We start from the raw sequence: 23,679 nt of genomic DNA on the forward strand, positions 1-23,679 counted from the left end.
TTTTTTTTATTACTTTGCAGGTTGTTATAGCCCACATAATAACAAATAGGTAATCATTGGTATGAAGAATCATAAGATGTACGAACCTGATGATAAGATGATACTTCTTATCAGAGACAATTACAGCATTCTGCAGACGCTTAGCGCCTTCGGGATTAGCTTGGGTTTCGGTGACAAGACGGTGCGCGACGTGTGTGAGGGTCAAAATGTGGACACTTATACATTCTTGGCTGTGGTGAATTTCGCCATTAACGGTTATCGCGATTATGATGATGCCGACAGGCTTTCTATACCCACACTCATCAAATATTTAAAGGCAAGCCATGAGTATTTCCTCAATTTCCAGCTGCCTTTTATGAGAAAGGCACTTGTTGCAGCACTAGATGAGAAGGATAATCTTGCTCGCCTGATACTGAAACTTTATGATGAGTATGCACACAGCATCCGTTCGCACATGCAATACGAAGAAAAGATGGTCTTTCCATACGTAGATTCACTGCTCAACAACAAGGCGCAGAACAACTATGACATCGAAACGTTCTCCAAACATCATGGGCAGACCGACGTAAAGCTACGCGAATTGAAGAACATCATCATCAAGTATTTGCCTTCTGATGGACTTCGTAACAACCAGCTAACAGCCGTTTTGTACGACATTTACAATAATGAGGAATGGCTTTTGCACCACGGGCAGGTGGAAGACGAAATATTTGTGCCCGCCATACGCCGTTTAGAGGCTAAGTCGAAACAAAACGACGTGTCGGTGAAGATTTCAAATATGATTAACCAAAAGAATGATAACGTAGACAATCTTAGTGAACGTGAGAAGGAGGTAATCATTAGTTTGGTTCAGGGAATGACCAACAAGGAGATTGCCGACCATCTATGCATCTCTATCAATACGGTTATCACCCATCGCCGAAACATCGCCCGCAAGCTGCAAATACACTCGCCAGCAGGATTAACCATCTACGCCATAGTCAATAACTTGGTAGACATATCCACTGTAAATCTCTAACCACTTGCAAATGATGAACGATAAACCAGAACAGAAGCTTAAAGAACGTCCACGCATTGCCATTATCGACCCCAATACGCTTGCAATATTAGGGTTGAAACAGATTTTGCAAAACGTGTTACCCATCATGCAGGTCGACACATTCAATTCGTTCGCCGAATTGGAGCGTGCCAATCCCGAAATGTATTTCCACTATTTTGTGGCTACAAGTGTGGTGCTTGAAAACAGATCGTTCTTCTTAGAGCATAAGAATAAAACGATTGTACTGACTGCTTCGACTGAACCCAATAGTCAAATGGCGGGATTTAACAGCCTTTGTATCAATGTTCCCGAAGAGCAACTGGTGCGTTCTATCCTGCAATTGGAACAATATGCCCACGCACATGGCCGTAATCTGCCGCCCCTACCCCATGCTTTGCAGATGAAAGTGTTGTCTGACCGTGAAATAGAGGTATTATCGCTCATTGTACAAGGTCTTATCAATAAAGAGATTGCCGACCGTTTGAACATTGGTTTGACGACGGTTATCACTCACCGTAAGAACATTATGGACAAGCTGGGCATGAAAAGCGTGTCGGCTCTAACGATTTATGCCGTGATGCACGGCTATGTTGACATCAGCAAAATCTGACGTCAGCGCCTACCTATTGTTCTTACAGCCTTTATCATATTCTGCCCATAACAACATATAAGCTATGCCCGATTTTTTCGAATTCAAACAGTTTGTTGTGCATCAAGACCGCTGTGGCATGAAGGTGGGTACTGATGGCGTGCTGTTGGGTGCATGGGCAGAAGGTGGAAAACATATTCTAGATATTGGAACGGGTACAGGACTTATTGCGTTGATGCTTGCACAGCGATACCAAGATGCAGAAATAACGGGCGTAGAACTAAATGAACAAGCTGCCTTACAAGCACAAGAAAATGTTGATGCCTCACCGTTTGCCCACCAAATTACAATAGAAAACGTTACTATACAACGTTTTTCGCTTCAAACAAGTCTGCAAGGTTATTTCGATTCGATTGTATCCAACCCCCCATTTTACCATTCCCTGAAAAGCAAGAACCACGAACGGACACTTGCTCGTCATACCGAGAGCCTTGCTTTCACCGAACTTTTCGAGGCGGTTAGCCTGCTGCTTGCCCCCAAAGGTTGTTTTAGTGCGGTTATCCCCGTTGAGCAAATGGATAGCTTCTTGGCTGAAGCGCACATTAAAGGACTGTTCGTCAGCCGAATTGTAAAGGTAAAAACGGTGGAAACTAAGCAGGCCAAGCGCTGTTTGGTGGCTTTTACCAAACAACCACCTACTATCTTCCAGGAAGAAGAGGCCACGATAAGAGATGTTGATGGTCAATACACAACGTGGTATTCGCAACTTACAGGCGACTTTTATTTAAAGTAAACGTCCCCTTCTATACATGTTATTATATATGGGCTAGCGTTTTCTTGCACTTCAATAGCAATGATGAATCAACAAAACTTTCGTATTTTGGGCGATCACGATGCAGATTATTGCCTAATACAAGCAATTGACCAACACGACGAACAACTGTTGGAAAAAGAGTTCGAGGCCATTCGCGAACGATGCAAGGATAAGAAGGTGCTGTTGGCAGCTTTTCTTATAGACGATTGGCTTCACGATCTTAGCCCTTGGAAAGCCCCTGCTGCTTTCGGGAAAACTGATTTTGGCGAAGGGGCTAACGACACGTTGAACTTCGTTCTCAATACTTTTGTGCCCTATCTTACAGCCAATGTCTTGACAAAACCTTCTAAAGCCCACTTTGTTATTGGTGGTTATTCGCTCGCAGCCCTATTTGCCCTTTGGGCCATTACCCAAACAAATCGCTTTGAAGCTTGTGCTGCGGCTTCTCCATCGGTATGGTTTCCCAATTGGATGGCATACGCATCAACATGTCATTTCCAAGCCAATACCATCTACTTGAGTTTGGGAAACAAGGAAAGTAAAAGTAAAAATCCGTTGTTAGCCCATGTTGGCGAAAACATGGAGAGTTTTACACGGCTACTGAAAGACAAGAAAATGTTTTTCGAATGGAATGAAGGTGGACATTTTGTTCAGTCGGATGTGCGCACCGCTAAGGCCTTTGCATGGTGCATTGAACAATTATCCAATGCCCAATAAGAAGGTTTCCTACCTCCACGCATTTACATTTCTCCTCGCGCATTATACGATACGAACGCTTGATAACAGGCTTTGCTATCATATAATAACGGGCTCCCTCCCCTCTTATAGCATGCCATATAAGTTATAAGGGTATTTTGTTATTGGCCAATATGTGCGGTAAAGGGAAAGTCTTTATTTGGAATATCACCTTAATTTGTAAATATTATGAACCAAATTTTAACATTATGGGTGCCTGTCTAATTCACAAACACGCCATCGACTTGCATTTAACAGATTCTTGTGAAAGTTTATAATGAACAGATATAGAACGCCTTATGTTACTCCGTGCAACGAAACGAGAGGCTTTTAAAGGTGTATTGGCATGTTTTATTGCTAGGTTTGAGTAGTCTAGACGTTAATTTTAAATTTGTAATCCCTCATCTCCTGTTTTATGTTTCTTTATGTTTGGCATGACGATTTTCTACTTCTTTCGTTGTGTTTTAAGGTAAAACGACGCGTTACCGCTAAGGTGGAATGTTGTTCCGGATGATATGGAACAACATTCCAGATGATATGGAACAATGTTCCAGATGACATGGAATAGGCGTCCCGCTTATGAAAAACGCGTTAATTAACCTGATCATTCACTGCAAGTGACAATATAGTACGACTTGTTGGTTTGTAAATTTGGAGGCGTGAAAATAATGCAGTTTGGTCGTTTGGTGAAATCGGGAGTTGGCAAAACATGGTCGATGGTACATGAAGTGTGGTTTGGCAAGGTATAAAAAGACAATCGTAGATATATGTTTTTACCGTTTTTCGCAGAAAAACTCTTCTAGAATGGGGCAGATATACGATGTAGATTTGTAAAGATTATATACTGAATTTGACGAAAGTTAGAACCTTTACCTGTTTTTCTTCTTAATATACCATTTGTGTGTAAAGAGCACATAGAGTGCAAAAGCTAGCATGATACAGGCTAACGAGGCCGACAATGCAAGTCGAATTTGGTCGGCAAAGAAGAAATAACCCACAAAAAGGCCTGTCGCAAGGCCACTTTCCCATGACAACATGTAGGTGCTTACGGCCGTTCCACGTTGGCAATGTTTGCTCAGTTTGATGAAAAAGAGTAGAAAACGCGAACCTATAAGTCCCACACCAAGGCCTACAAGCACAGGCGAAATGTAGTTGACAATCATTTGTTTGCGCGTTAATATCATCACTAAGGCTATTGCTATGAGTATTGAACCTGCCACAACCTGGCTTCTAAGGTCGGCATCAACAAATGCGAAACGTTCTGCAAGTAATGCCACACAAAAGCCTACCATCACCATGGCATAAAACATGGCGGTGAATTGGGTGGACATAAGCAGACCTACCGACAAGCAAATGAGGAAGAGATTTACAAAAAGCCACTTGGCTTCGGGTAAGAAAAATCGGTCGCCACTAAACCTTTTTACACCATCTTCGGGTGTACGGAAAGGGAATTTAACCATAGCAAGTAGTATAAAAGCTGCTAAAGCCAAAATAGAACTGGCAAGAAGTGGACTGAAAGTGGTACGTGCAAAGACAATACCTAGCATCGGACCGAGCGACAGCGCAAAACGTCCGAACCATGCAGAGGCGTGATTGGCCTCGGTACGCTGAAACGATTCGCTCTTGTCTATTATCAATGTGCTAGACAATACCATTTGTACCAATCCGAAAGCAGCACCTAACACGATGCGCAAGAATAGCAACAGGCGATATTGTATCCATGATTGTTGCATTTCGTTCTCAACAAGCCAACAACCAAGAAGGGCGAAAAACACTCCTACCATAGCCCAAAGGCATACCCTGTTACGGCGATAGCGTTGAACGTACCAATTACAAAAGCCCCCAAAAACGAACAATCCGATGCCATAAGCACCCATTACGATACCCACCTCGTGCTGAGAAAGGCCGGCTACACTGAACATCCATACAGGCAAAACAGGGATGAGCATATAAACCGACATGGTTATAAGCAGGTTGGCAATGGCCAAAATCCAAAAGTCGGCATGCCAAAGACTGATGTGTATTGGGGTGTTTTGGGTATCCATAGCTTCGTTGTTAAATGACAATTATAAAGTAGAAATGAAGAATACGCGTATTGATTGGTGGCGTTGGGCAATTACTTCAATATCACGTAAACATCAATATGACTCCTCGGCAGAGGGGAACGCCGAAGCCTTAACATCGGTAATGTAGGCCTGTACGGCATCGGTCATCTCTTTTCCAAGGTTAGCATACTGCCTTAAAAACTTGGGTTTAAAGCCTTGTGTGAGACCAAGCATGTCGGCATATACGAGAATTTGGCCATCGGTTGCATTGCCTGCACCGATCCCTATTGTGGCGCACGATACGCGTTTCGTTACCTCTGTGGCCAAAGCTGCTGGCACTTTCTCCAAGGTTATGGCAAAACAACCTGCTTCGTCTAGTGCTACGGCGTCTGCAATCAGCTTTTCGGCTTCGGCGGTTTCTTGTGCCCTAACGCCATATCCACCAAACTTATGCACACTTTGTGGTGTTAGTCCGAGGTGGCCTATAACAGGAATGCCGATGTCTACCAAGTGCTTAATGATATCGGCAATCTCTTTTCCGCCCTCCATCTTCAACGCGTCTACACCCGTTTCTTTCATGATACGCACGGCATTGGCCACAGCCATGTCTTTTGAGACCTGATAACTACCGAACGGCATGTCACAAACAACAAGTGCGCGACGTACAGCGCGAGCCACGCTACGGGCGTGATAAATCATCTCATCAACCGTAATAGGCAAGGTGTTGGCATTTCCTGCCATCACGTTAGAAGCCGAATCGCCCACCAAGATACCATCCACGCCTGCTCCATCGAGGATCGTCGCCGTGGTGAAATCGTATGCGGTGAGCATTGAAATCTTCTCGCCTTGGCGCTTCATCGCCACAAACTTGTTTGCTGTTACCTTCTTTATGTCAGTGTTCAAATAGCCTGCCATTACGTTCAATTATTTTCAATTAATGGAGTTAGAGCCTTGCCCCAACTCCATTCTATCGTTTACAGTTGTTAATTTGTGGCAAAGTTAAGCATTATTATCCATATCTGCAAATTGTGCTAGTTAAAGACGTGACACACGAATGATTAATGAAAAACACTCGGCATTAGCCTTACCACATGGTCATAGCTTGATATCACACATTTGTGCGATAACCATGTCCACTTCTTCATCGGTCATGGTGGGGTTTAATGGCAGACTTAGCTCTTCTCGATGTATGCGTTCGGTGATGGGCAGAGAAAGTCCGTTCCACTCGGAATAGCACTGTTGCTTGTGTGGGGGGATGGGATAATGGATGATTGTTTCGATGCCTCGCTGGTGTAATTCAAGCTGCAATTGCTCGCGTTTAGCACACAATACGGGGAAAATATGAAACACATTGTTTGTTAAATATGCCTCTGTTGGCAACGTTACGTCAGTATTTCTGACGCTATTGATGTACCTTTGGGCGATGGCTACACGGCGTTCGTTATCTCGGTCTAGCCATTTTAGCTTCTCGTTAAGCACTGCGGCCTGCACTTCATCCATCCTACTGTTTTGTCCCACATAGTCGAACACATATTTCTTGCTCGACCCATAGTTACCTAATGCACGTATAATGTTTGCCAGCTCTTCGTCGTTGGTGGTTACTGCACCGGCATCACCCAACGCACCAAGGTTCTTACCAGGATAGAAGCTATGGCCAGCCGCATGATCAATACTTCCTGTCCGCTTTCCTTTCCACAGGCATCCATGGGCCTGGGCATTGTCTTCAATTACCAAAAGTTGATGCGCTGTGCAAACGGAAACCAAATCATCGGTGAAAGCGCACTTACCATATAGGTGCACAATGAGTAGTGCTTTGGTACGCTTTCCAATGTGTTTAGCCAGCTGTTGCGCGTCTATCTGAAACGTATCAGGGTGTGGCTCAACCAGAATAGGTACCAATCCGTTAGACGTTATCGAAATGATTGAAGCGATATAGGTGTTGGCTGGCACAAGTATTTCATCGCCCTGATGCAACAAACCCTTCTCAATGTAGGCCTTGAAGATAAGCGACAGGGCGTCTAATCCATTTCCACAAGCCACGCAATGCGCAGTGCCGATGTATTGGGCATACGCCTTTTCGAATGCATTTACTTCGTTACCCAACAGATACCAACCACTATCCACCACCCTACGAACGGCTTCTTGCAGCTGTTCGCGGTGTTGTGCGGTGTATCGTTGAAGGTCGAAATACTTTAGCATGATATGAAAGGGATATTATGTGTTATATATATGAATACCAAATAAATATCTTCAGGCATTTAAAGATAAGGTTCGTGCGGAACTTAGGGCGTCCATTCGTAGGTGTCGTAACATACGCCACGCCCTCCAAAACCTTCCTTTTGGAATATGAGCGACTTGTTTAGCAACCGTCCGTGGTCTTCGGTAGACTTGCCAAAGTCGAAATAAGGTTTGTCGGGAAACACTTCGTTGATGAGATAACGAAAGAGCAGGTCGAGGGCGCCAACAGCTTTTCCTTTGGCCGAAGCGGATATATACTGTACGTGTACTACACGTGGCATAATGTAGAGAACGGTTCCTGCCACCATTTCATTGTCTAAATAGGCCGCATAAAGGCAGATGTTCGAGGGAAAATGGTTAGCCAACGCCGTTATTTCGCTAAGCGAATGAACAGGAGAAGCGGCATATCGTTGTTGCAAATTGGCAGATAACACATCCCAAAAAGCAGCGAAATCTTCACTGGCCACAATTCTTACGCTTGCCTTTTCAGCCTTGCGCAGGCAGTCTTTACGCGATTGACTGAAAGCCAGTTTGTTTTCTTGCGCAATGGTAGATGATATTTCGCGAGCCGTTAGACGAGCATCGCAGACGTTGAAAAGCGCATAGAGGTCTTCTTCGGCTGGCAATTCATGGTATATCCACGGCACAGGGCGATACACAACGCGTGTTATTCCAGCATCGCGTAACCACGTATTTATACACACGAACATCTTCATCACCTTCTCCGCCCTACCCTTCTTATCAGTTATTAGTCCGCCATAGGTTAATCCGCTGTGAGATGTCACACTCCCATCGGCCTCTTTATTGAGCGGTAAAAGTGCCACCAACGACTGTTTATCATATATAAGAAGCGAGAAATCTGTGAACCGCTGGCGATGATATTCCATATAATCGCGCAAGAAAAGGAAGGTCCCGTTGCGACTTTTGCGAACGAAACGGTCCCATTGGGCTTTCATTTCTGACTTATATCTTACAACTTCGTACATTCTGAATTGGAGGATTGGGTGTTAAAAGCTAGGTCATGAACTTTGCTGTTCATCGCCCTTTCTTATCTTCAACATAATGAAGAAAGTCGTCGTACTCGCGAATGTAGTCGTCTTCGTCGAATGGTTCGGAGGCCAAAACCAAACAAACAGCTCCTGAAGAGAAGTCGTCTAGGTTTCGCCATACATCTGTATCGATAAACAATCCTTGGTATGGATGGTTAAGCAACACTGTTTTTCGCTCTTCACCATTATCAACCGTTACATGAAAACTGCCGCTAAGGGCGATGAGAACTTCCTTACACAACTTGTGCGCATGACCTCCACGGCATTCTCCACCAGGCACATCGTATACCCAATAAACGCGTTTTATATCGAACGGGACATCGGTAAACGACTGCGCTACTGTGAGATTACCACGCGGGTCGGTTATTTTTGGGAAGTCGATAAGGGTTGTGTTCAAGTGTTTCATTTCTTGTTTATCAGACTTTTTAGCATCTGCCATTCGGGCGTTACGGCTAATTTACGTAAGTCGAGGGCAATGTTTTCAGCCGTTTGGGCATCCGTTTCGTTCTGTGCTTGTGCCAGTTGGCGCAATGTTAGCCTTGTTTTTCCGAACAGTCCATAGAAAGATATGAGTCGTTGTTCATTGAAAGTGGGCAGCAGGTGAAACAAATGTTCTACGTAATGCCCCACCTGATGGCTCACCAACTTTGGGTTCTGACCAAAGCTAATTAGGAAAGCATGCAGCTCTGTGGAGATATTATCCATCAGCGGTTGCCGTACATCTCTTCGTAATACTTCTGATAATCGCCGCTGGTTACTTCGGCAATCCACTCCTGATTGGCCAAGTTCCACTCGATAGTCTTAGCTATTCCATCGGCAAACATGGTTTCGGGATACCAACCCAGTTCGTTTTTGATCTTCGTTGGGTCGATACCATAACGTTGGTCATGCCCCAATCGGTCGGCCACATACGTGATCAGGTCTTCGTTTATCCAATCGGTGCGTATCTCGCCATTGGTGTCCAGCTCTTGTTTTTTTAGCACACGGCGAAGGCTCTTGTCGTTATCCATCAGCTGGCGAATGGTCTTAATAACCAGTTTTACAATGTCGATGTTCTTCATTTCGTTGTGTCCGCCAACGTTATACACTTCGCCTACGCACCCTTCGCGCACAACAAGGTCGATAGCTTTACAATGGTCTTCCACGTAGAGCCAATCTCTAACGTTCTCGCCTTTGCCGTAAACGGGTAGCTTTTTCCCTTCTAAAATATTGTTGATGATTAGTGGAATAAGCTTCTCGGGGAAATGATATGGGCCGTAATTGTTGGAGCAGCGTGTGATGCTTACGGGCATGTGGTAGGTGTCGTGGTAAGCCATAACAAACATGTCGGCACTAGCTTTCGATGCGCTATATGGGCTATGAGGACACAAAGGCGTTGTTTCCATGAAATAACCAGTATCTCCAAGCGAGCCATAAACTTCGTCGGTAGACACCTGATGATAGCGTTTGCCAGCTTTCCATGTGGGATAACCCGTTTCGTCTTTGCCTGTAACCCAAGCCTTACGCGCAGCATCCAAAAGGTTTTGGGTACCAAGGATGTTCACCGAAAGAAACAGTTGTGGGTCTTCTATACTGCGGTCCACATGACTTTCGGCGGCAAAGTTAACCACATAATCGATGTCGTTGTCAGCAAAAAGACCGTTAACCAAGTCGCGGTTGCGTATATCACCACGTACAAACACACAACGCTTGTCGTCGATGTCGTTCTTAATTGTTCCCAAATTGCCTGCGTATGTAAGCAGGTCGAGCACAATAACCTTGATGTCTTCGTGCTTATACTTCTTTTCCAAGAGGTACTTGATGTAGTTGGCACCGATAAAACCGGCAGCGCCTGTTACGAGATAGGTTTTCATAACTAAATATATTTATTGCTTTTTATTCTTGTCTGTTAATGTAATGACTTCGCAATCGGTAAACTTTTCACCATCAATCGTGAGCCTAACGATTGTTCGTTCTTTGTGGAAACCATGCATTCCTGCTGCTCCGGGATTGATGTAGAGCATGTTTAGCGTTTTGTCGTATTGGATTTTCAGAATGTGTGAATGTCCTACGACGAACAGTTTGGGCGGACTTGCATAGAGTGTGCCCTGTATGCGTGGGTCGTAATGCCCTGGATAACCGCCGATATGGGTCATCAAAACATCCACATCTTCTACCTTAAAACGCAATCGCTCTGGGTAAAGACGACGTAGGTCGCCACCATCGATGTTGCCATGCACTGCCTTTAGCGGCTTAATGGCTGCCAATCGCATAGAAACCTCCAACGAACCGATGTCGCCAGCATGCCAAATCTCATCGCATTCGGCGAAATAGGTTAAATACTTGTCGTCCCAATAGCCGTGGGTGTCGCTCAATATGCCTATTCGTCGCATGGTTTAGAAAACTTGGCTTTAATGAATTGGCAAAGAATATCGGCTGTGTCCGCTATGCCTAAGACTGAGGAATTAACACAAAGGTCGTATGAGGAACCAAGTCCCCACGCCTTACCCGTATAAAACTCGTAATAGGCTGCTCGGCGTTCATCTCCTTCGCGCACAATGGTGGCAGCCTTTTTCTCATCGCATTGTAGGCGTTGCATCACGCGTTGGATACGCTCTTCGACATTTGCTGTTACGAATAAACTAAGAAGATGAGGAGCATCTCGCAGAATATAGTCGGCACATCTACCAACAAACACACAATGATTTGCCTCGGCTGCCTTGATAATGGCCTCACTTTGGAACTTAAACAGCGTGTCTTGCGACAGCTCGTTTTGAAACATACCATGCTCTCCGCCGATAAGTGGGAGATTATAACGAAAGAAACTCTTGCTAAACGCTTTCTGCTCGTCGTTGCGTTCAAAGAGGCGTTCACACAGGCCGCTTTCCTTTGCAGCAAGATTCAACAACTCGCTATCATACATTTTATAGCCCAAGCGTTGCGCCAACAGGGTGGCAATTTCCCTGCCACCGCTGCCAAGCTGTCTGCCCACTGTTATGATAATGTTCGAAGTGTTCATTGCTATAATGTCTTTTGTTTGTTGATTCTACGCATAAACAAGACCATGATTACGGCTGTTACCAATGCCGATATGGTATCGGCTACGGGCATAGACCACCATACGCCGTCTACACCATAGAGCGTGGGTAACACCAGGAGCAGTGGAATTAAGAAAACCAACTGCCTTGAAAGCGAAAGGAATACGCTTATTTTGGCCTTGCCGATGCTTTGGAAGAAGTTGGCGATAACCATTTGATAGCCGATGATGGGGAAAGACACCATCGTTGTGCGCATGGCGTGTACCGAAAGGTCGGTGAGGGTTTGGTCGGATGTGAAGAGCCTAACGCACTGTTCGGGTAAGAACTCACCCACAACGAAACCCGTTGTGGTTACGCAGGTGCCACAAATAACCGCGTATTTCAACACGCGCATCATGCGATCGTACTTCATCGCACCATAATTATAGCCTGCAATGGGTTGCATTCCTTGGTTAACGCCGATGGTTATCATCACGAATATAAAGGCAATGCGATTGATGATGCCGTAAGCACCAACGGCCATATCGCCTCCGTGCGACACCAAACTATTGTTAATGATAATGACTACAAAGCAAGCGCACACGTTCATGGAAAAGGGCGACATGCCAATGGCAAGGATGTTCTTCACCAAACGACTGCGCAAGTGGTATATTCCACGCTTGAAATGTATAAACTCGGCCTTGTTGCTGAACATCACCAACTGCCATATCAAAGCTAGAAGCTGTGAAAGCACAGTGGCATAGGCTGCTCCGCGTATGCCTAAGCCTAATGGCCAGATGAAGATTGGGTCGAGTATGGCGTTGAGTATCACCGTGAAGATGGTCATGTACATAGACAACTGGGGCTTTCCTGCGGCTCGTTGCAAGGCGTTAAGACCAAAATACAGGTGTGTAACAACGTTTCCAAGAAGGATAATCTCCATGTAATCTTTGGCGTATGGCAGCGTTTGGGCACTCGCTCCAAAGAACATCAGGATGGGTTCGAGAAACAAAAGGCTGATAATGGAGAAGCAAACACCCGTTATGATGTTCAACACTACGGTGTTGCCAAGTATGTTTTGGGCGGCGTCATAGTCTTTTTGTCCCAACTTTACAGAAAGCAGACTAGACGCTCCCACCCCTACTCCTGCACCAAAAGCGGTAGAAAGGTTCATCAGCGGAAAGGTAATGGCAAGTCCAGAGATAGCCAAAGCACCAACGCCCTGCCCGATAAAGATGCTATCAACCATGTTATAGAGTGAGGATGCCGTCATGGCGATGATGGCCGGGACGGCATAACGCATAAGCAATTGCCCAACAGGCTTTGTCCCTAACTCTAATGTCGATTTCTGATTGTCCATTGCTTTCATTCGCTTTGTCCTGCAAAAGTACTAATTATAGCTGGTTTTCACAAATTACTTACACATTATTATAATCGCACGCGTGCAAGAGAAATGGGCCAAAACCGATAACCATATCGCATTAATCCACTTTAATTATATGGTACAGGTTTTATCTGGGACATGTATGGTGCTACCTAATGAACTTCACTTGCATTTGTTTCCCATTATAGCGAAAAGCTTCTATAAGAATGTTCAAATACGTCATGCCTATTGCTTTATGGTCAATCGCACCCCTATCAATAACGTTTAGAAGATAGTTTTCACAACTCCTGCCGTGTTATCTATATGGTGGAAGCCCATTCCATGTCAGATGGAATCTTGTTCCAGTTGACATGGAACTTTGTTACATGTCAACTGGAACAACCGTACAAGTTAGTGGTAACATGGCTATATGTCATTTAACTCTGTTCTAACGCTTTTTAAATGGCTCGTACGTTGTCGTTAATCGGAAAACAAAAACATAAGAACGGCAGATGGTTATGATTGAACTTGTCTACTCCTTATTAAATATACACGCGCGCGATTGAACTATCAAGACCAATAGTTTGTCTAGCTTTCCACTTTTGTTACCAACTTAACCAATGCGCAGATATTTGCAAACAATGATGTGAAACATAGGCCAATTATTTTGTATTTATCGCGATTTGCGTTATCTTTGCACCCATATTTCGAAATAGAAACTTTTATTATACCATTTCATGAAACAGTACAAGTTAGTGGACAACGTGCTAGGGTGGCTCGCATTTTTTATTGCTGCCTTCGTATATTGTTCTACAATCGAGCCCACTGCAAGCTTCTGGGACTGTCCTGAGTTTATAACCACAGGCTACAAACTAGAAATCGGACACCCACCAGGTGCGCCTTTCTTCATGCTCACAGCCAATTTGTTCTCGCAATTTGCTAGCGATGTTACGCAGGTGGCTAAGATGGTGAACATCATGAGCGCATTGTTGAGCGCCACAACCATTCTATTCTTGTTCTGGACGATCACCCACCTCACACGAAAACTTATCGTTAAGGATTGGGATAGCATGACTTTGAGCAAGCTTATCGCCATAGAAGGTTCTGGATTGGTTGGTGCATTGATCTACACTTTCAGCGACACGTTTTGGTTTAGTGCCGTTGAAGGCGAGGTTTATGCCTACTCTTCGGCATTCACGGCCATTGTATTCTGGCTCATTTTGAAGTGGGAAGACCATGCCGACGAGCCTCACAGCGACAGATGGCTTGTGCTTATCATGTACATGACAGGCCTTAGCATCGGCGTTCACTTGCTTAACTTGCTCTGTATACCCGCCATTGTGCTGGTATTTGTTTACCGCAAGTTCCCCAACATCGAGGTAAAAGGCTCGCTTATTGCGCTTCTCATCTCGTTCGTTGTGGTTGCAGCCGTGCTCTATGGCGTTGTTCCAGGCATCATTACCGTTGGTGGATGGTTCGAATTATTCTTCGTCAACACGCTAGGAATGCCGTTCAACACGGGCGAAGTGGTGTATATCGTGCTTTTGGTAGGTGCCGTTGTATGGGCCATCTACGAAAGCTACTCGCAGAAAAGCGAGAGAAGGGAAAACATTTCCTTCATCGTTGCATTCGGTTTGCTAGGCGTTCCGTTCTACGGTTACGGCTGGTCGGCCTTCTTTATTGGTGTAGTTGTACTTGGCGTTTTGTATTATGTGTTGAGCTATAAGCGCAAAAACGAAGCTAAAAAGCTTGTGCCACTTATCACGTCACGCATTAAAAACACGGTGTTGCTTTGTTTGCTGATGCTCATGATTGGTTATTCAAGCTACGCCGTTATCGTTATTCGTTCGCTGGCTAACCCGCCAATGGACCAAAACTCACCCGAAGACATCTTCACTTTGGGCAGTTACCTCAGTCGTGACCAGTATGGTGACAGGCCATTACTTTACGGACAAGCTTTCACTTCGCAAATGCAACTCGACAGGGAGGGCAATATGTGCAGACCACGCATGAAAGATGGTGCACCCATTTATCAGCGCAAGGAGAAGGCTAACAAAGACGAAAAGGACTCGTACTTTGTTGTCAGCACTAAAAATAAGTACGTATACGCCCAAAACATGTTGTTCCCACGTATGTGGAGTCCCTTACATGCTCAGTCGTATAACGATTGGTTGGGTGGCATTGATGGTTCGGAGGTGCCATATGATAGGTGTGGTGAGACCGTGATGGTAAAGATACCCAGTCAAATGGACAACATTCGGTTCTTCCTTTCGTATCAATGCAACTTCATGTATTGGCGTTATTTCATGTGGAACTTTGCTGGAAGGCAAAACGATTTGCAAGGAAATGGCGAGTTGGAGCATGGTAACTGGATATCTGGTATTGGCTTCTTGGATAATGCCCGACTTGGTGACCAAAGCAAATTGCCCGATGAATTGAAAAACAACAAAGGCCACAACGTTTACTATTGCTTGCCTTTGCTGTTGGGTCTTATTGGTCTCTTCTGGCAAGCATTCCGTGGACAACGCGGCATAAGGCAGTTCTGGGTGGTGTTCTTCCTCTTCTTCATGACGGGATTAGCCATCGTTATCTACCTTAATCAGACGCCATCTCAAGTGCGCGAACGTGACTATGCATACGCGGCATCATTCTATGCATTTGCCATTTGGTGTGGTTTGGGCGTTGCTGCCATCATCGACTTGCTAAAGAAACGCATCAAGGTAGAAGGTACCATCGTGTCGGCGGTTGTTGCAGCACTATGCCTTTTCATACCGATACAAATGGCTTCGCAGAACTGGGACGACCATGACCGCAGTCATAGGGACACTTGTCGCGACTTCGGACAGAACTATTTGATGACCCTTCAAGATGAAGGTAATCCCATTATATTCACTAATGGCGATAACGACACGTTCCCATTGTGGTACAACCAAGAAGTGGAAGGTGTGCGTACAGATGCTCGTGTGTGCAACCTTAGCTACTTGCAAACCGACTGGTACATCGATCAGATGAAGCGCCCAGCCTATAAATCACCCTCGGTGCCCATCACATGGCCACGAATAGAGTTCTGCTCGGGAACCAACGAGTATGTTGAAGTGGTGCCACAAGCCAAACAACAATTGCTCGACTTCTACAAGAACTATCCCAACGAAGCCAAAGCGAAGTATGGGGAAGAACCATTCGAATTGAAGAACATCCTTAAAAACTGGGTTCGCTCTAAGGATAAGGATGCTCACTTCATACCCACCGACACCGTTTACGTAACGATTGACAAGGCGGCAGTAAGAAAGAGCGGCATGATGATGGCTAGCGACAGCATACCCGACCGTATGGTGATTTCTCTGAAAGGCAAAAACGCTTTGTATAAGGGCGACCTGATGATGCTAGAGATGATAGCACAGAGCAACTGGGTTCGTCCAATATATGTCGCTTCGACTGTTGGCCAAGAGAATTACATGAACCTTGGCGACAACTTCGTACAAGAAGGATTGGCCAACCGCATTACTCCTTTCACCACGAACAAACCTGGTGCGAAGAACTTTGATACCCAAAAGACCTACAACAACGTGATGAACCGTTACAAATACGGTGGTTTGTCGCGCAAGGGTATCTATATCGACGAAACGCTTATGCGCATGTGCTACACTCATCGCCGAATTATGGCCCAGCTGGCACTGCACCTTATTTCTGAAGGTGATAAGCAAAAGGCAAGTAATGTGTTGCAAAAGGCCGAGAAAGAGTTGCCTCCTTATAACATCCCCTATAGCTATATGAATGGTGGATTGGATATTGCTCGTGCATACGCGCTATTGGGACGGACGGCGAAGGCTAAGGAAGTGGCGAATGCTGTATGGACACAAGGCCAGCAATACCTTAACTGGTACTTGTCGCTAGATGGGTCGCGCTTTGCCAATTCCATGAACGATTGCATGCTACAGATATATATTCTTAGGCAGACAGCTGCTGTTATGGGCATGGCCGACAAGCAAGCCGCTGCTCAACAAGAGAATAAGCTTAACATGCTGTTTAAGCAGTATCAGGAAAAAGGTGGGGCTATGCCCTTAGACGAAGAATAAGAATTGAACACGAGAACGCACTTAACAGGTACAAGAACGAGGCATTATGCGACCCAAAAGATACTCTTGGCCATGGCAAATCCCGGTTCTTGCACCTGCTGTTCGTTCGAAACGCGCTGTTTGAAAGATGATAATCGAACAACCCGCAATATGGTTACGGTGGCTTTACCCGCACGCTTTGTGGCGTATGGATAGGCACGACCGTTCTGTTTACCTCACTTTCGACGATGGACCAATACCCGAATCTACACCGTTTATTCTCGAAACGTTAGCCAAGTTTGGGGCTCGCGCCACTTTCTTTATGGTGGGCGAGAATGTAGAACGCTATCCCGAGCTGTACCAACGCATCGTAGACGAAGGGCATAGGGTAGGAAATCATACCTATAACCACATGGGTGGGGCTAAGCATAGCATCAAAACGTACACCGAAAATGCAAAGCGGGCCGATGCGCTGATACACTCTAACCTCTTCAGACCACCTCATGGATGGATGCGCCTTAGTCAATACGCATGGCTAAGTCGTACATACAAGGTGGTGATGTGGGACCTCGTTACGCGTGATTATTCGAAGTGGATGACGGCAGAAGACGTTCTTAACAACGTAAAGCGTTATGCACGCAATGGCTCTATCATCACTTTCCACGACTCGCTCAAAAGTATCGCTAAGCTTCACTTTGCCTTACCTCAGGCATTACAATGGTTAAAGGATCAAGGATATGAGTTTAAGACTTTCGAATGACATCAAAGCCGAGGCCAAACGCCTCGGTTTTTTTGCCTGTGGCATAGCGAAAGCCGCGCCCGTAGAGCCAACAACGGCTGCCGAAGTGACGCGATGGCTCGACAAAGGATGCTTTGCCGAGATGTCGTATATGAACAATTATACAGATAAACGCCTAAATCCGCAATTGCTCATGCCTGGTTTGAAGTCTATTGTGTGTGTTGCCATGAGCTATGCACCTGCCAAACGCATGCCGAAAGGTCAATATCAGTTGGCCAGCTACGCTTACGGGCAAGACTATCACGAGATAGTGAAGGGCAAATTGCGACAGCTTGCAACGCATTTTGGGTTCGAACCATATACCGAAGAAAATGTTGTGCCCTCCCCTTCTCCTGACTACGCAGCCCCAAAGTATAGAGTTTTCTGCGATAGTGCACCCATATTGGAACGCTATTGGGCTGTAAAGGCGGGCTTGGGATGGACTGGGCGGAACCATCAGCTTATCATTCCCAAGGCTGGAAGTATGTTTGTGTTGGGCGAACTGTTTCTGGACATCGAGCTAGACTATGACGCCGAGATGCCCAACCGCTGTGGAAACTGCCACAAATGTATTGACGTCTGTCCTACAAAAGCACTTGGCTCATGGCAAGACACTGTTGGCAAGAAGACGTTTTTGTTTGATGCGAAACGTTGCCTGTCGTATCAAACTATCGAATATCGGGGAGATTTGAAGCCCGAAGTTGCTCAAGCCATGGGCGATACCATTTACGGATGCGACAAATGCCAAACCATTTGTCCATGGAATGCTCATCCCATTGCCACCAATATTGAGGAGCTAGCCCCCAAACCCGAACTAATGAGCATGACACGAGAGCAATGGCACAGCCTAACCGAAGACGATTATAAGCGCCTTTTCAAAGGAAGTGCAGTGAAAAGAGCCAAATATGCGGGGCTAATGCGTAATATTAAGGCGGTAGAAGAGTTCCAACTACGACATAGACAGCAAACAAACGACGGCAATAATGCCACAACAAACAATAAGGAAAAGAAACAATGAGAGATAAGCAAGACTTAAAATATACGCAAAAGACGTTGATTCGCGCGTTTTTCGATGGTTTTACGAATGGCGTTATTGATGCTAATAACTTGGAACAAGATGAACGTCAGACGCTGATAAAGGCTCTTCTGAACGTTTACGACAAGATTTCGGAGCATTATGCTATGGTGTTGTTACCCATTCTAGGCGTTATTCATCACGAGAGTTTGGAGCAATTGCAACGCGAACTTGATGCAAAAAGGCAACAAGACGATGTAGATGTAACGGCATATTTTAAGGTGGTGTGCAGAGAAAATGGCACTTACGAGGCCATGGTGGATGATTATAAGGCTAATTTCGAGGCCTTATTGAAAGGGACTACGCTGAAAACACAGCATTGTGTCTTGTCCAACGAAACCTCATCAGTAACCTATACAAAGACCAACGAAGAACAAAACATCAGACTTTTAGTACGAACCGTTCTGCGTGCTTACCGATCTGGGCTACAAACAAAGCCGGCATTGCAGCAATTTAAGCAAACAACGGTTATCCGAATGTTGCTAGACAATGTAGATCTTCTTGTTAATGGAAAGCCCACTATTGCTGATCAGGTAGACAATGCTGCCGATATTCACGAGTTGCTTTTAGCCGTGGTGCATACCAAAGAGCGTTATAATGTGGTGCAAGAAGAATTACAGCTTGAGATGGAAAGACTTATTAAGGGTGAAAATTAAAGGTGAGAATAACGGTCATTTATGTCGATATGCGCTTACAAACCATAAATTTACTTGCAACTATATCCATCTTTGATTAACTTGGTGTCGATAAACTCTATGCCCTTTGGAGTGCAAAAGCCACGGAGGAACAGCACGGCCATATTGGTGAACAAATGGTTGACATCGTATTTTTGAAACGTTTGTTCGCCCATAGTGAGCTTCGATGAAAACGAAATGAAGTTCAGCACCACGTTATAGTCGAGGAACGACACGAAATAGCCTTCTTCTATCCCCCGCTTCACAAAGTCCATTGCCTCTTTATGGTCTTTTTCTGTTTTATTGGTAAGATATTTCATCACCCGCGCATACTTGCTTAATTCGCTGAAAAACAAAGGGTTTATGTTTGCCATATCGGCCATTTCGCGGTTATAGACATGAAAAATAATGTCCATTACCGTATGGTTCTTATCCTGTGCATACAGTTGGGAATCGCGTTTCCTTGCCTTGTCTTCGCGCATAATGCCGTCGAGCAACAACTCTTCCTTATTCGAATAGATTTCATATATCGTTCGTTTGGATATGCCGAGCGTAGTTGCGATGTCGTCCATACGCACATTGCGTATGCCACGCAGTTTAAAAGCTTGCATGGCAACAGTTAAAATACGCTCTTTTAAGTCTCTTCGATAGTTGGATTGTAAATCTTGTTGCTCCATAAATACCCTTATTACCACACAAAGGTACAAAAAATATGAAAAACAAATTTTTGTTTAAGCCTTTTTTACTACCTTTGCGTAGTTTTCAGCGTATAACGTTAAGCAATTAAATTCAACGCTCATTATAATCATACAGAATGGTAACAGATGCGGAAAAAACTTAATGCTTTTCCCCAAAATATCTTTATCATATAAAATAATCATGCAAAAATGGTAAAAGTAACCAAAGAAGCTGCTTTAAGCTATCATCAAAGTGGACGCCCAGGTAAAATTGAAGTGCGACCCACCAAGCCATATCACTCCCAAACAGACCTTAGTTTGGCTTATTCGCCTGGCGTTGCCTACCCTTGTCTCGAAATACAAAGTAACCCAGACGATGTGTACAAATACACCGATAAGGGAAACCTTGTGGCCGTTATCAGCAACGGAACGGCTGTGTTAGGACTAGGCGACATTGGCGCGATGAGTGGTAAGCCTGTGATGGAAGGAAAGGGCTTACTCTTTAAAATATATGGTGGTATCGACGTATTCGACATAGAATTGGCTGAGAAAGATCCCGAAAAGTTCTGCGAAACCGTTGAGCGAATCGCCCCAACCTTTGGTGGCATCAACCTCGAAGATATCAAGGCGCCCGAATGTTTCTACATTGAAGAGCGCCTTAAACGGACGCTAGACATCCCCGTGATGCACGACGACCAACACGGAACGGCTATTATCTCTGCTGCAGGACTTAAAAATGCACTCGAAGTAGCGGGTAAAGATATCAAGAACGTACGTATTGTGGTTAATGGTGCAGGTGCTGCAGCCATTAGTTGCACCAAGCTTTATATCGCTTTAGGTGTAAAACGAGAAAACGTGGTGATGCTAGATTCGAAGGGAGTTATCACTACCGACAGAGAGAACCTTAACGACCAAAAGGCATTTTTCGCCACCGAGCGCCGCGACATACACACTTTGGAAGAAGCCATCAAGGGAGCCGACGTGTTCGTTGGTTTGTCTAAGGGAAACATTCTCACCAAAGACATGGTGCGTTCGATGGCAGATAGACCCATTGTTTTTGCTTTAGCCAATCCCGTTCCTGAGATATCGTACGAAGATGCCATGGCTTCACGCCCCGACGTACTTATTTCCACGGGACGTTCCGACTATCCCAACCAAATAAACAACGTTATTGGCTTTCCCTACATCTTCCGTGGCGCACTCGACGTACATGCTACTGCCATCAACGAAGAGATGAAAATGGCTGCTGTGCACGCCATTGCCGACTTAGCCAAGCAACCTGTTCCCGATGTGGTTAACGACATCTATCGTGTAAACGACCTTACTTTCGGATCGCTCTATTTCATCCCCAAGCCCGTAGACCCACGTCTTATCACCGAGGTTTCGGCTGCTGTGGCTAAGGCTGCGATAGAAAGTGGCGTGGCTAGAAAAGACATAACCAACTGGGATGCGTATAAAAACAGCCTGATGCAACTGCTTGGCCAAGAGACGGTATTTACAAGGAAGTTGCACGATACTGCCCGATTGCAACCCCAACGTGTGGTTTACGCCGAGGGCGGGCATCCTTCTATGATGAAGGCAGCCGTACAAGCCAAGGCCGAAGGTATCTGCTTCCCTATCCTATTGGGCAATCCCGACCGCATTAACAGACAATCCCAACGCTTGAAACTCGATCTTAGTGGCATCGAAATTATCGATATGCGTGCAGATAAGGAACAAGGCCGTCGGGCAACTTATGCTAAACATCTTGCCGAAAAGCTGGCGCGCAAGGGCTACACCTTCCAAGAGGCGTACGACAAGATGTACGAACGCAACTATTTTGGCATGATGATGGTTGAACGAGGTGATGCCGATGCATTCATTACGGGGCTTTACACCAAGTATTCAAACACCATCAAGGTGGCCACAGAGGTTGTTGGTGTTCGCGAAGGTTTCCATACGTTTGGTACAATGCACATCGTGAACTCGCAAAAAGGTACGTATTATATCGCCGACACACTTATCAACCGCCATCCCGACAACAATTTCCTTGTTGATATAGCCCGATTGAGTGCTAATACAGTTGAGTTTTTCAACGAGAAACCCGTCATGGCCATGATCAGTTATTCTAACTTTGGCACAGATGAGATAGGTAGTCCGCTGAAAGTTCACGAGGCTGTTGAGGAACTTCACACAAACTATCCCGATCTAATTGTTGACGGTGAGATGCAAGTGAACTTTGCCTTGAATAGGGAAATGAGAGACGAAAAATATCCTTTCTCTAAGTTGAAAGACAAAGATGTCAATACGCTTATCTTCCCCAACCTTAGCAGCGCCAATGCCAGCTATAAGTTTCTGCAAGCCCTAAACCCCAAAACCGAGATTGTAGGACCTATACAAATGGGACTGAATCGTCCCATCCACTTCACCGACTTCGAAGCTTCGGTTAGGGATATTGTTAATGTTACTGCCGTTGCAGTGGTTGATGCTTGCGTAGACAAGATGAAACGGGCCGGCAAAACAAAGCAATAACGAAGCGTTTAAGACCAAAGTTAGCGGTTTCTTCAGTTGATGAGTAAGCGATTAAACCGATGTAACACAATAATCATTAACGCTTTAATGAAAGATGGCTTTTATCCGCTTATATGCTATTTCACATTTTCGGATAGTGCCAACCGCATGATATGGCAGCATCATGCGAACAACTAATCAACCCGCCTAGATTACCTTTACGAGGTGTTTTTAGGCGGGTTGGCCATTTATTGTTTTGTGGAGATACGCTATTCTACAAGAAAGCCCAGTGCATAACCAAAAAGATTATTGGACTTACCCTATGTAATGTCTTTTTTGTAACAATAAAATGCGATCTCGTTAGAAAGGCTTTAAAAAACGCCGAAATTGCATTTAAAAGCTGCGTTATCAATTTCAATGTTGGTATAATAAACTATTTCTCCAGCTAGTGTTGCGCGGTAGTTAACATAAAGAGTTCCTCTCATCCCGAATCCTCGTAACGTTTGATACTGGTTTGGCACCATCTAGGCAGTTTTTTCCTCAACCTATCACCGCCACCGGCTCATCCTTCCAACCCCAAAACGTAATCTTTCATTCCCCACCCTATAAGCGTTTGGAGTGAACTTTATGAACTCCCGCTTTGGTACAGCTAAGTTGGACTCCTGTTCCAGATAAGTTGGAACAGGAGTCCAATTCAACTGGAACAGGAGTCCAGATAACATGGAACAGCCGTCCAAAACATCTTTAACACGGCTGTTAATGTAATAATGCATCATCAGGGCTTAGAAAACGCAATTTCAGAACGATGAAAGTGCGAACCACGGAAGGGTTAATTGGCGCGTTTGGGATAAGGTACCATGCCTCTTGAATAAGGCTAAGCAGGTAAAGAAATGGTTAACTCGCCAACTAGTGCTACGCGGCAGCTGTCATCATGATTGTGTTTTATCCTAAACTCGCACAAAAGTTGGTCTTTAGCTCTTATTTATGACTTCTCAAGAGGAGAACTCTTAGGGTGTCTTGTTTGATAAAATGCTAGCAGATTTCATTAAGCATTATATTTAT

General features: G+C 45.0%; 20 protein-coding genes. 9 read left to right on the forward strand and 11 right to left on the reverse strand.

What is annotated here, in order from left to right; translation table 11 throughout:
- The first annotated feature begins 61 nt into the window (after positions 1 to 61).
- The 4 genes from F453_RS0101535 to F453_RS0101550 all read left to right on the forward strand — a co-directional run bounded on the left by F453_RS0101535 (position 62) and on the right by F453_RS0101550 (position 3,159).
- Positions 62 to 1,018: a helix-turn-helix transcriptional regulator gene (locus F453_RS0101535; protein WP_018966415.1), complete on the forward strand. Its 957-nt coding sequence runs from the start codon at positions 62 to 64 to the stop codon at positions 1,016 to 1,018.
- A 10-nt stretch (positions 1,019 to 1,028) separates the two neighbouring features.
- The gene (locus F453_RS0101540; protein ID WP_018966416.1) at positions 1,029 to 1,649 is read left to right on the forward strand and encodes a response regulator transcription factor; all 621 of its coding nucleotides are present in this window, start codon (positions 1,029 to 1,031) and stop codon (positions 1,647 to 1,649) included.
- A 64-nt stretch (positions 1,650 to 1,713) separates the two neighbouring features.
- Positions 1,714 to 2,421 (forward strand): tRNA1(Val) (adenine(37)-N6)-methyltransferase, encoded by a 708-nt coding sequence (locus tag F453_RS0101545; protein ID WP_018966417.1) that lies wholly within the window; start codon positions 1,714 to 1,716, stop codon positions 2,419 to 2,421.
- A 60-nt stretch (positions 2,422 to 2,481) separates the two neighbouring features.
- Positions 2,482 to 3,159 carry an alpha/beta hydrolase-fold protein gene (locus F453_RS0101550; RefSeq protein ID WP_018966418.1) on the forward strand — a complete coding sequence of 226 codons (678 nt, stop codon included), beginning with the start codon at positions 2,482 to 2,484 and terminating at the stop codon, positions 3,157 to 3,159.
- 887 nt (positions 3,160 to 4,046) lie between these two features.
- Here F453_RS0101550 and F453_RS0101555 read toward each other — a convergent pair.
- The 10 genes from F453_RS0101555 to F453_RS0101600 form a co-directional block, all read right to left on the reverse strand.
- Positions 4,047 to 5,222, reverse strand: coding sequence for an MFS transporter (locus F453_RS0101555; protein WP_018966419.1), 1,176 nt, complete (start codon positions 5,220 to 5,222; stop codon positions 4,047 to 4,049).
- Between the two features lie 93 nt (positions 5,223 to 5,315).
- The gene (gene panB, locus F453_RS0101560; protein WP_018966420.1) at positions 5,316 to 6,137 is read right to left on the reverse strand and encodes a 3-methyl-2-oxobutanoate hydroxymethyltransferase; all 822 of its coding nucleotides are present in this window, start codon (positions 6,135 to 6,137) and stop codon (positions 5,316 to 5,318) included.
- A gap of 180 nt (positions 6,138 to 6,317) precedes the next feature.
- A complete protein-coding gene (locus F453_RS0101565) occupies positions 6,318 to 7,421 on the reverse strand; it encodes a DegT/DnrJ/EryC1/StrS family aminotransferase (RefSeq protein WP_018966421.1) in 1,104 nt (367 codons plus the stop codon).
- Between the two features lie 83 nt (positions 7,422 to 7,504).
- Complete coding sequence (locus tag F453_RS0101570) at positions 7,505 to 8,446, reverse strand: GNAT family N-acetyltransferase (RefSeq protein ID WP_018966422.1); 942 nt, start codon at positions 8,444 to 8,446, stop codon at positions 7,505 to 7,507.
- A 49-nt stretch (positions 8,447 to 8,495) separates the two neighbouring features.
- The gene (locus tag F453_RS0101575; RefSeq protein WP_018966423.1) at positions 8,496 to 8,915 is read right to left on the reverse strand and encodes a sugar 3,4-ketoisomerase; all 420 of its coding nucleotides are present in this window, start codon (positions 8,913 to 8,915) and stop codon (positions 8,496 to 8,498) included.
- Entirely contained in the window at positions 8,912 to 9,214 is a 303-nt protein-coding gene (locus tag F453_RS0101580) for a histidinol dehydrogenase (protein ID WP_009235514.1), read from the reverse strand. Before F453_RS0101580 ends, F453_RS0101575 begins: the two co-directional genes overlap by 4 nt.
- Complete coding sequence (rfbB, locus tag F453_RS0101585; RefSeq protein WP_018966424.1) at positions 9,214 to 10,362, reverse strand: dTDP-glucose 4,6-dehydratase; 1,149 nt, start codon at positions 10,360 to 10,362, stop codon at positions 9,214 to 9,216. Before rfbB ends, F453_RS0101580 begins: the two co-directional genes overlap by 1 nt.
- Positions 10,363 to 10,374: 12 nt before the next feature.
- A complete protein-coding gene (locus F453_RS0101590; RefSeq protein WP_018966425.1) occupies positions 10,375 to 10,881 on the reverse strand; it encodes a metallophosphoesterase family protein in 507 nt (168 codons plus the stop codon).
- On the reverse strand, positions 10,869 to 11,507 hold the full coding sequence (locus tag F453_RS0101595; RefSeq protein ID WP_018966426.1) for a cytidylate kinase-like family protein: 639 nt from the start codon (positions 11,505 to 11,507) through the stop codon (positions 10,869 to 10,871). Before F453_RS0101595 ends, F453_RS0101590 begins: the two co-directional genes overlap by 13 nt.
- A gap of 2 nt (positions 11,508 to 11,509) precedes the next feature.
- Positions 11,510 to 12,865, reverse strand: coding sequence for an MATE family efflux transporter (locus tag F453_RS0101600; protein ID WP_018966427.1), 1,356 nt, complete (start codon positions 12,863 to 12,865; stop codon positions 11,510 to 11,512).
- Between the two features lie 740 nt (positions 12,866 to 13,605).
- Between F453_RS0101600 and F453_RS0101605 the strand changes: the two genes are divergently transcribed.
- The 4 genes from F453_RS0101605 to F453_RS0101620 all read left to right on the forward strand — a co-directional run bounded on the left by F453_RS0101605 (position 13,606) and on the right by F453_RS0101620 (position 19,432).
- Positions 13,606 to 16,944 carry a glycosyltransferase family 117 protein gene (locus tag F453_RS0101605; RefSeq protein ID WP_018966428.1) on the forward strand — a complete coding sequence of 1,113 codons (3,339 nt, stop codon included), beginning with the start codon at positions 13,606 to 13,608 and terminating at the stop codon, positions 16,942 to 16,944.
- Positions 16,945 to 17,071: 127 nt separating this feature from the next.
- On the forward strand, positions 17,072 to 17,683 hold the full coding sequence (locus F453_RS0101610) for a polysaccharide deacetylase family protein (RefSeq protein ID WP_009235520.1): 612 nt from the start codon (positions 17,072 to 17,074) through the stop codon (positions 17,681 to 17,683).
- A complete protein-coding gene (gene queG / locus F453_RS0101615) occupies positions 17,661 to 18,719 on the forward strand; it encodes a tRNA epoxyqueuosine(34) reductase QueG (RefSeq protein ID WP_018966429.1) in 1,059 nt (352 codons plus the stop codon). Before F453_RS0101610 ends, queG begins: the two co-directional genes overlap by 23 nt.
- Complete coding sequence (locus tag F453_RS0101620) at positions 18,716 to 19,432, forward strand: hypothetical protein (protein ID WP_018966430.1); 717 nt, start codon at positions 18,716 to 18,718, stop codon at positions 19,430 to 19,432. The genes queG and F453_RS0101620 overlap by 4 nt, the downstream gene beginning before the upstream one ends.
- A gap of 50 nt (positions 19,433 to 19,482) precedes the next feature.
- On the opposite strand, the gene F453_RS0101625 is transcribed toward F453_RS0101620, so the two are convergent.
- Positions 19,483 to 20,127 carry a TetR/AcrR family transcriptional regulator gene (locus F453_RS0101625; RefSeq protein ID WP_018966431.1) on the reverse strand — a complete coding sequence of 215 codons (645 nt, stop codon included), beginning with the start codon at positions 20,125 to 20,127 and terminating at the stop codon, positions 19,483 to 19,485.
- Positions 20,128 to 20,337: 210 nt separating this feature from the next.
- On the opposite strand from F453_RS0101625, the gene F453_RS0101635 reads away from it, so the two are divergent.
- Complete coding sequence (locus tag F453_RS0101635; protein ID WP_018966433.1) at positions 20,338 to 22,638, forward strand: NADP-dependent malic enzyme; 2,301 nt, start codon at positions 20,338 to 20,340, stop codon at positions 22,636 to 22,638.
- The last annotated feature ends 1,041 nt before the right edge of the window (positions 22,639 to 23,679 follow it).

Origin of the sequence: Hoylesella loescheii DSM 19665 = JCM 12249 = ATCC 15930, assembly GCF_000378085.1 — a bacterium.
Lineage (GTDB): Bacteria > Bacteroidota > Bacteroidia > Bacteroidales > Bacteroidaceae > Prevotella > Prevotella loescheii.

Bases quoted from the DNA above. Each gene is read 5' to 3' on its own strand.
- F453_RS0101535 (WP_018966415.1), top strand. From the start codon at position 62: ATGAAGAATCATAAGATGTACGAACCTGATGATAAGATGATACTTCTT.
- F453_RS0101540 (WP_018966416.1), top strand. From the start codon at position 1,029: ATGATGAACGATAAACCAGAACAGAAGCTTAAAGAACGTCCACGCATT.
- F453_RS0101545 (WP_018966417.1), top strand. From the start codon at position 1,714: ATGCCCGATTTTTTCGAATTCAAACAGTTTGTTGTGCATCAAGACCGC.
- F453_RS0101550 (WP_018966418.1), top strand. From the start codon at position 2,482: ATGATGAATCAACAAAACTTTCGTATTTTGGGCGATCACGATGCAGAT.
- F453_RS0101555 (WP_018966419.1), bottom strand. From the start codon at position 5,222: ATGGATACCCAAAACACCCCAATACACATCAGTCTTTGGCATGCCGAC.
- panB (WP_018966420.1), bottom strand. From the start codon at position 6,137: ATGGCAGGCTATTTGAACACTGACATAAAGAAGGTAACAGCAAACAAG.
- F453_RS0101565 (WP_018966421.1), bottom strand. From the start codon at position 7,421: ATGCTAAAGTATTTCGACCTTCAACGATACACCGCACAACACCGCGAA.
- F453_RS0101570 (WP_018966422.1), bottom strand. From the start codon at position 8,446: ATGTACGAAGTTGTAAGATATAAGTCAGAAATGAAAGCCCAATGGGAC.
- F453_RS0101575 (WP_018966423.1), bottom strand. From the start codon at position 8,915: ATGAAACACTTGAACACAACCCTTATCGACTTCCCAAAAATAACCGAC.
- F453_RS0101580 (WP_009235514.1), bottom strand. From the start codon at position 9,214: ATGGATAATATCTCCACAGAGCTGCATGCTTTCCTAATTAGCTTTGGT.
- rfbB (WP_018966424.1), bottom strand. From the start codon at position 10,362: ATGAAAACCTATCTCGTAACAGGCGCTGCCGGTTTTATCGGTGCCAAC.
- F453_RS0101590 (WP_018966425.1), bottom strand. From the start codon at position 10,881: ATGCGACGAATAGGCATATTGAGCGACACCCACGGCTATTGGGACGAC.
- F453_RS0101595 (WP_018966426.1), bottom strand. From the start codon at position 11,507: ATGAACACTTCGAACATTATCATAACAGTGGGCAGACAGCTTGGCAGC.
- F453_RS0101600 (WP_018966427.1), bottom strand. From the start codon at position 12,865: ATGGACAATCAGAAATCGACATTAGAGTTAGGGACAAAGCCTGTTGGG.
- F453_RS0101605 (WP_018966428.1), top strand. From the start codon at position 13,606: ATGAAACAGTACAAGTTAGTGGACAACGTGCTAGGGTGGCTCGCATTT.
- F453_RS0101610 (WP_009235520.1), top strand. From the start codon at position 17,072: ATGATAATCGAACAACCCGCAATATGGTTACGGTGGCTTTACCCGCAC.
- queG (WP_018966429.1), top strand. From the start codon at position 17,661: ATGAGTTTAAGACTTTCGAATGACATCAAAGCCGAGGCCAAACGCCTC.
- F453_RS0101620 (WP_018966430.1), top strand. From the start codon at position 18,716: ATGAGAGATAAGCAAGACTTAAAATATACGCAAAAGACGTTGATTCGC.
- F453_RS0101625 (WP_018966431.1), bottom strand. From the start codon at position 20,127: ATGGAGCAACAAGATTTACAATCCAACTATCGAAGAGACTTAAAAGAG.
- F453_RS0101635 (WP_018966433.1), top strand. From the start codon at position 20,338: ATGGTAAAAGTAACCAAAGAAGCTGCTTTAAGCTATCATCAAAGTGGA.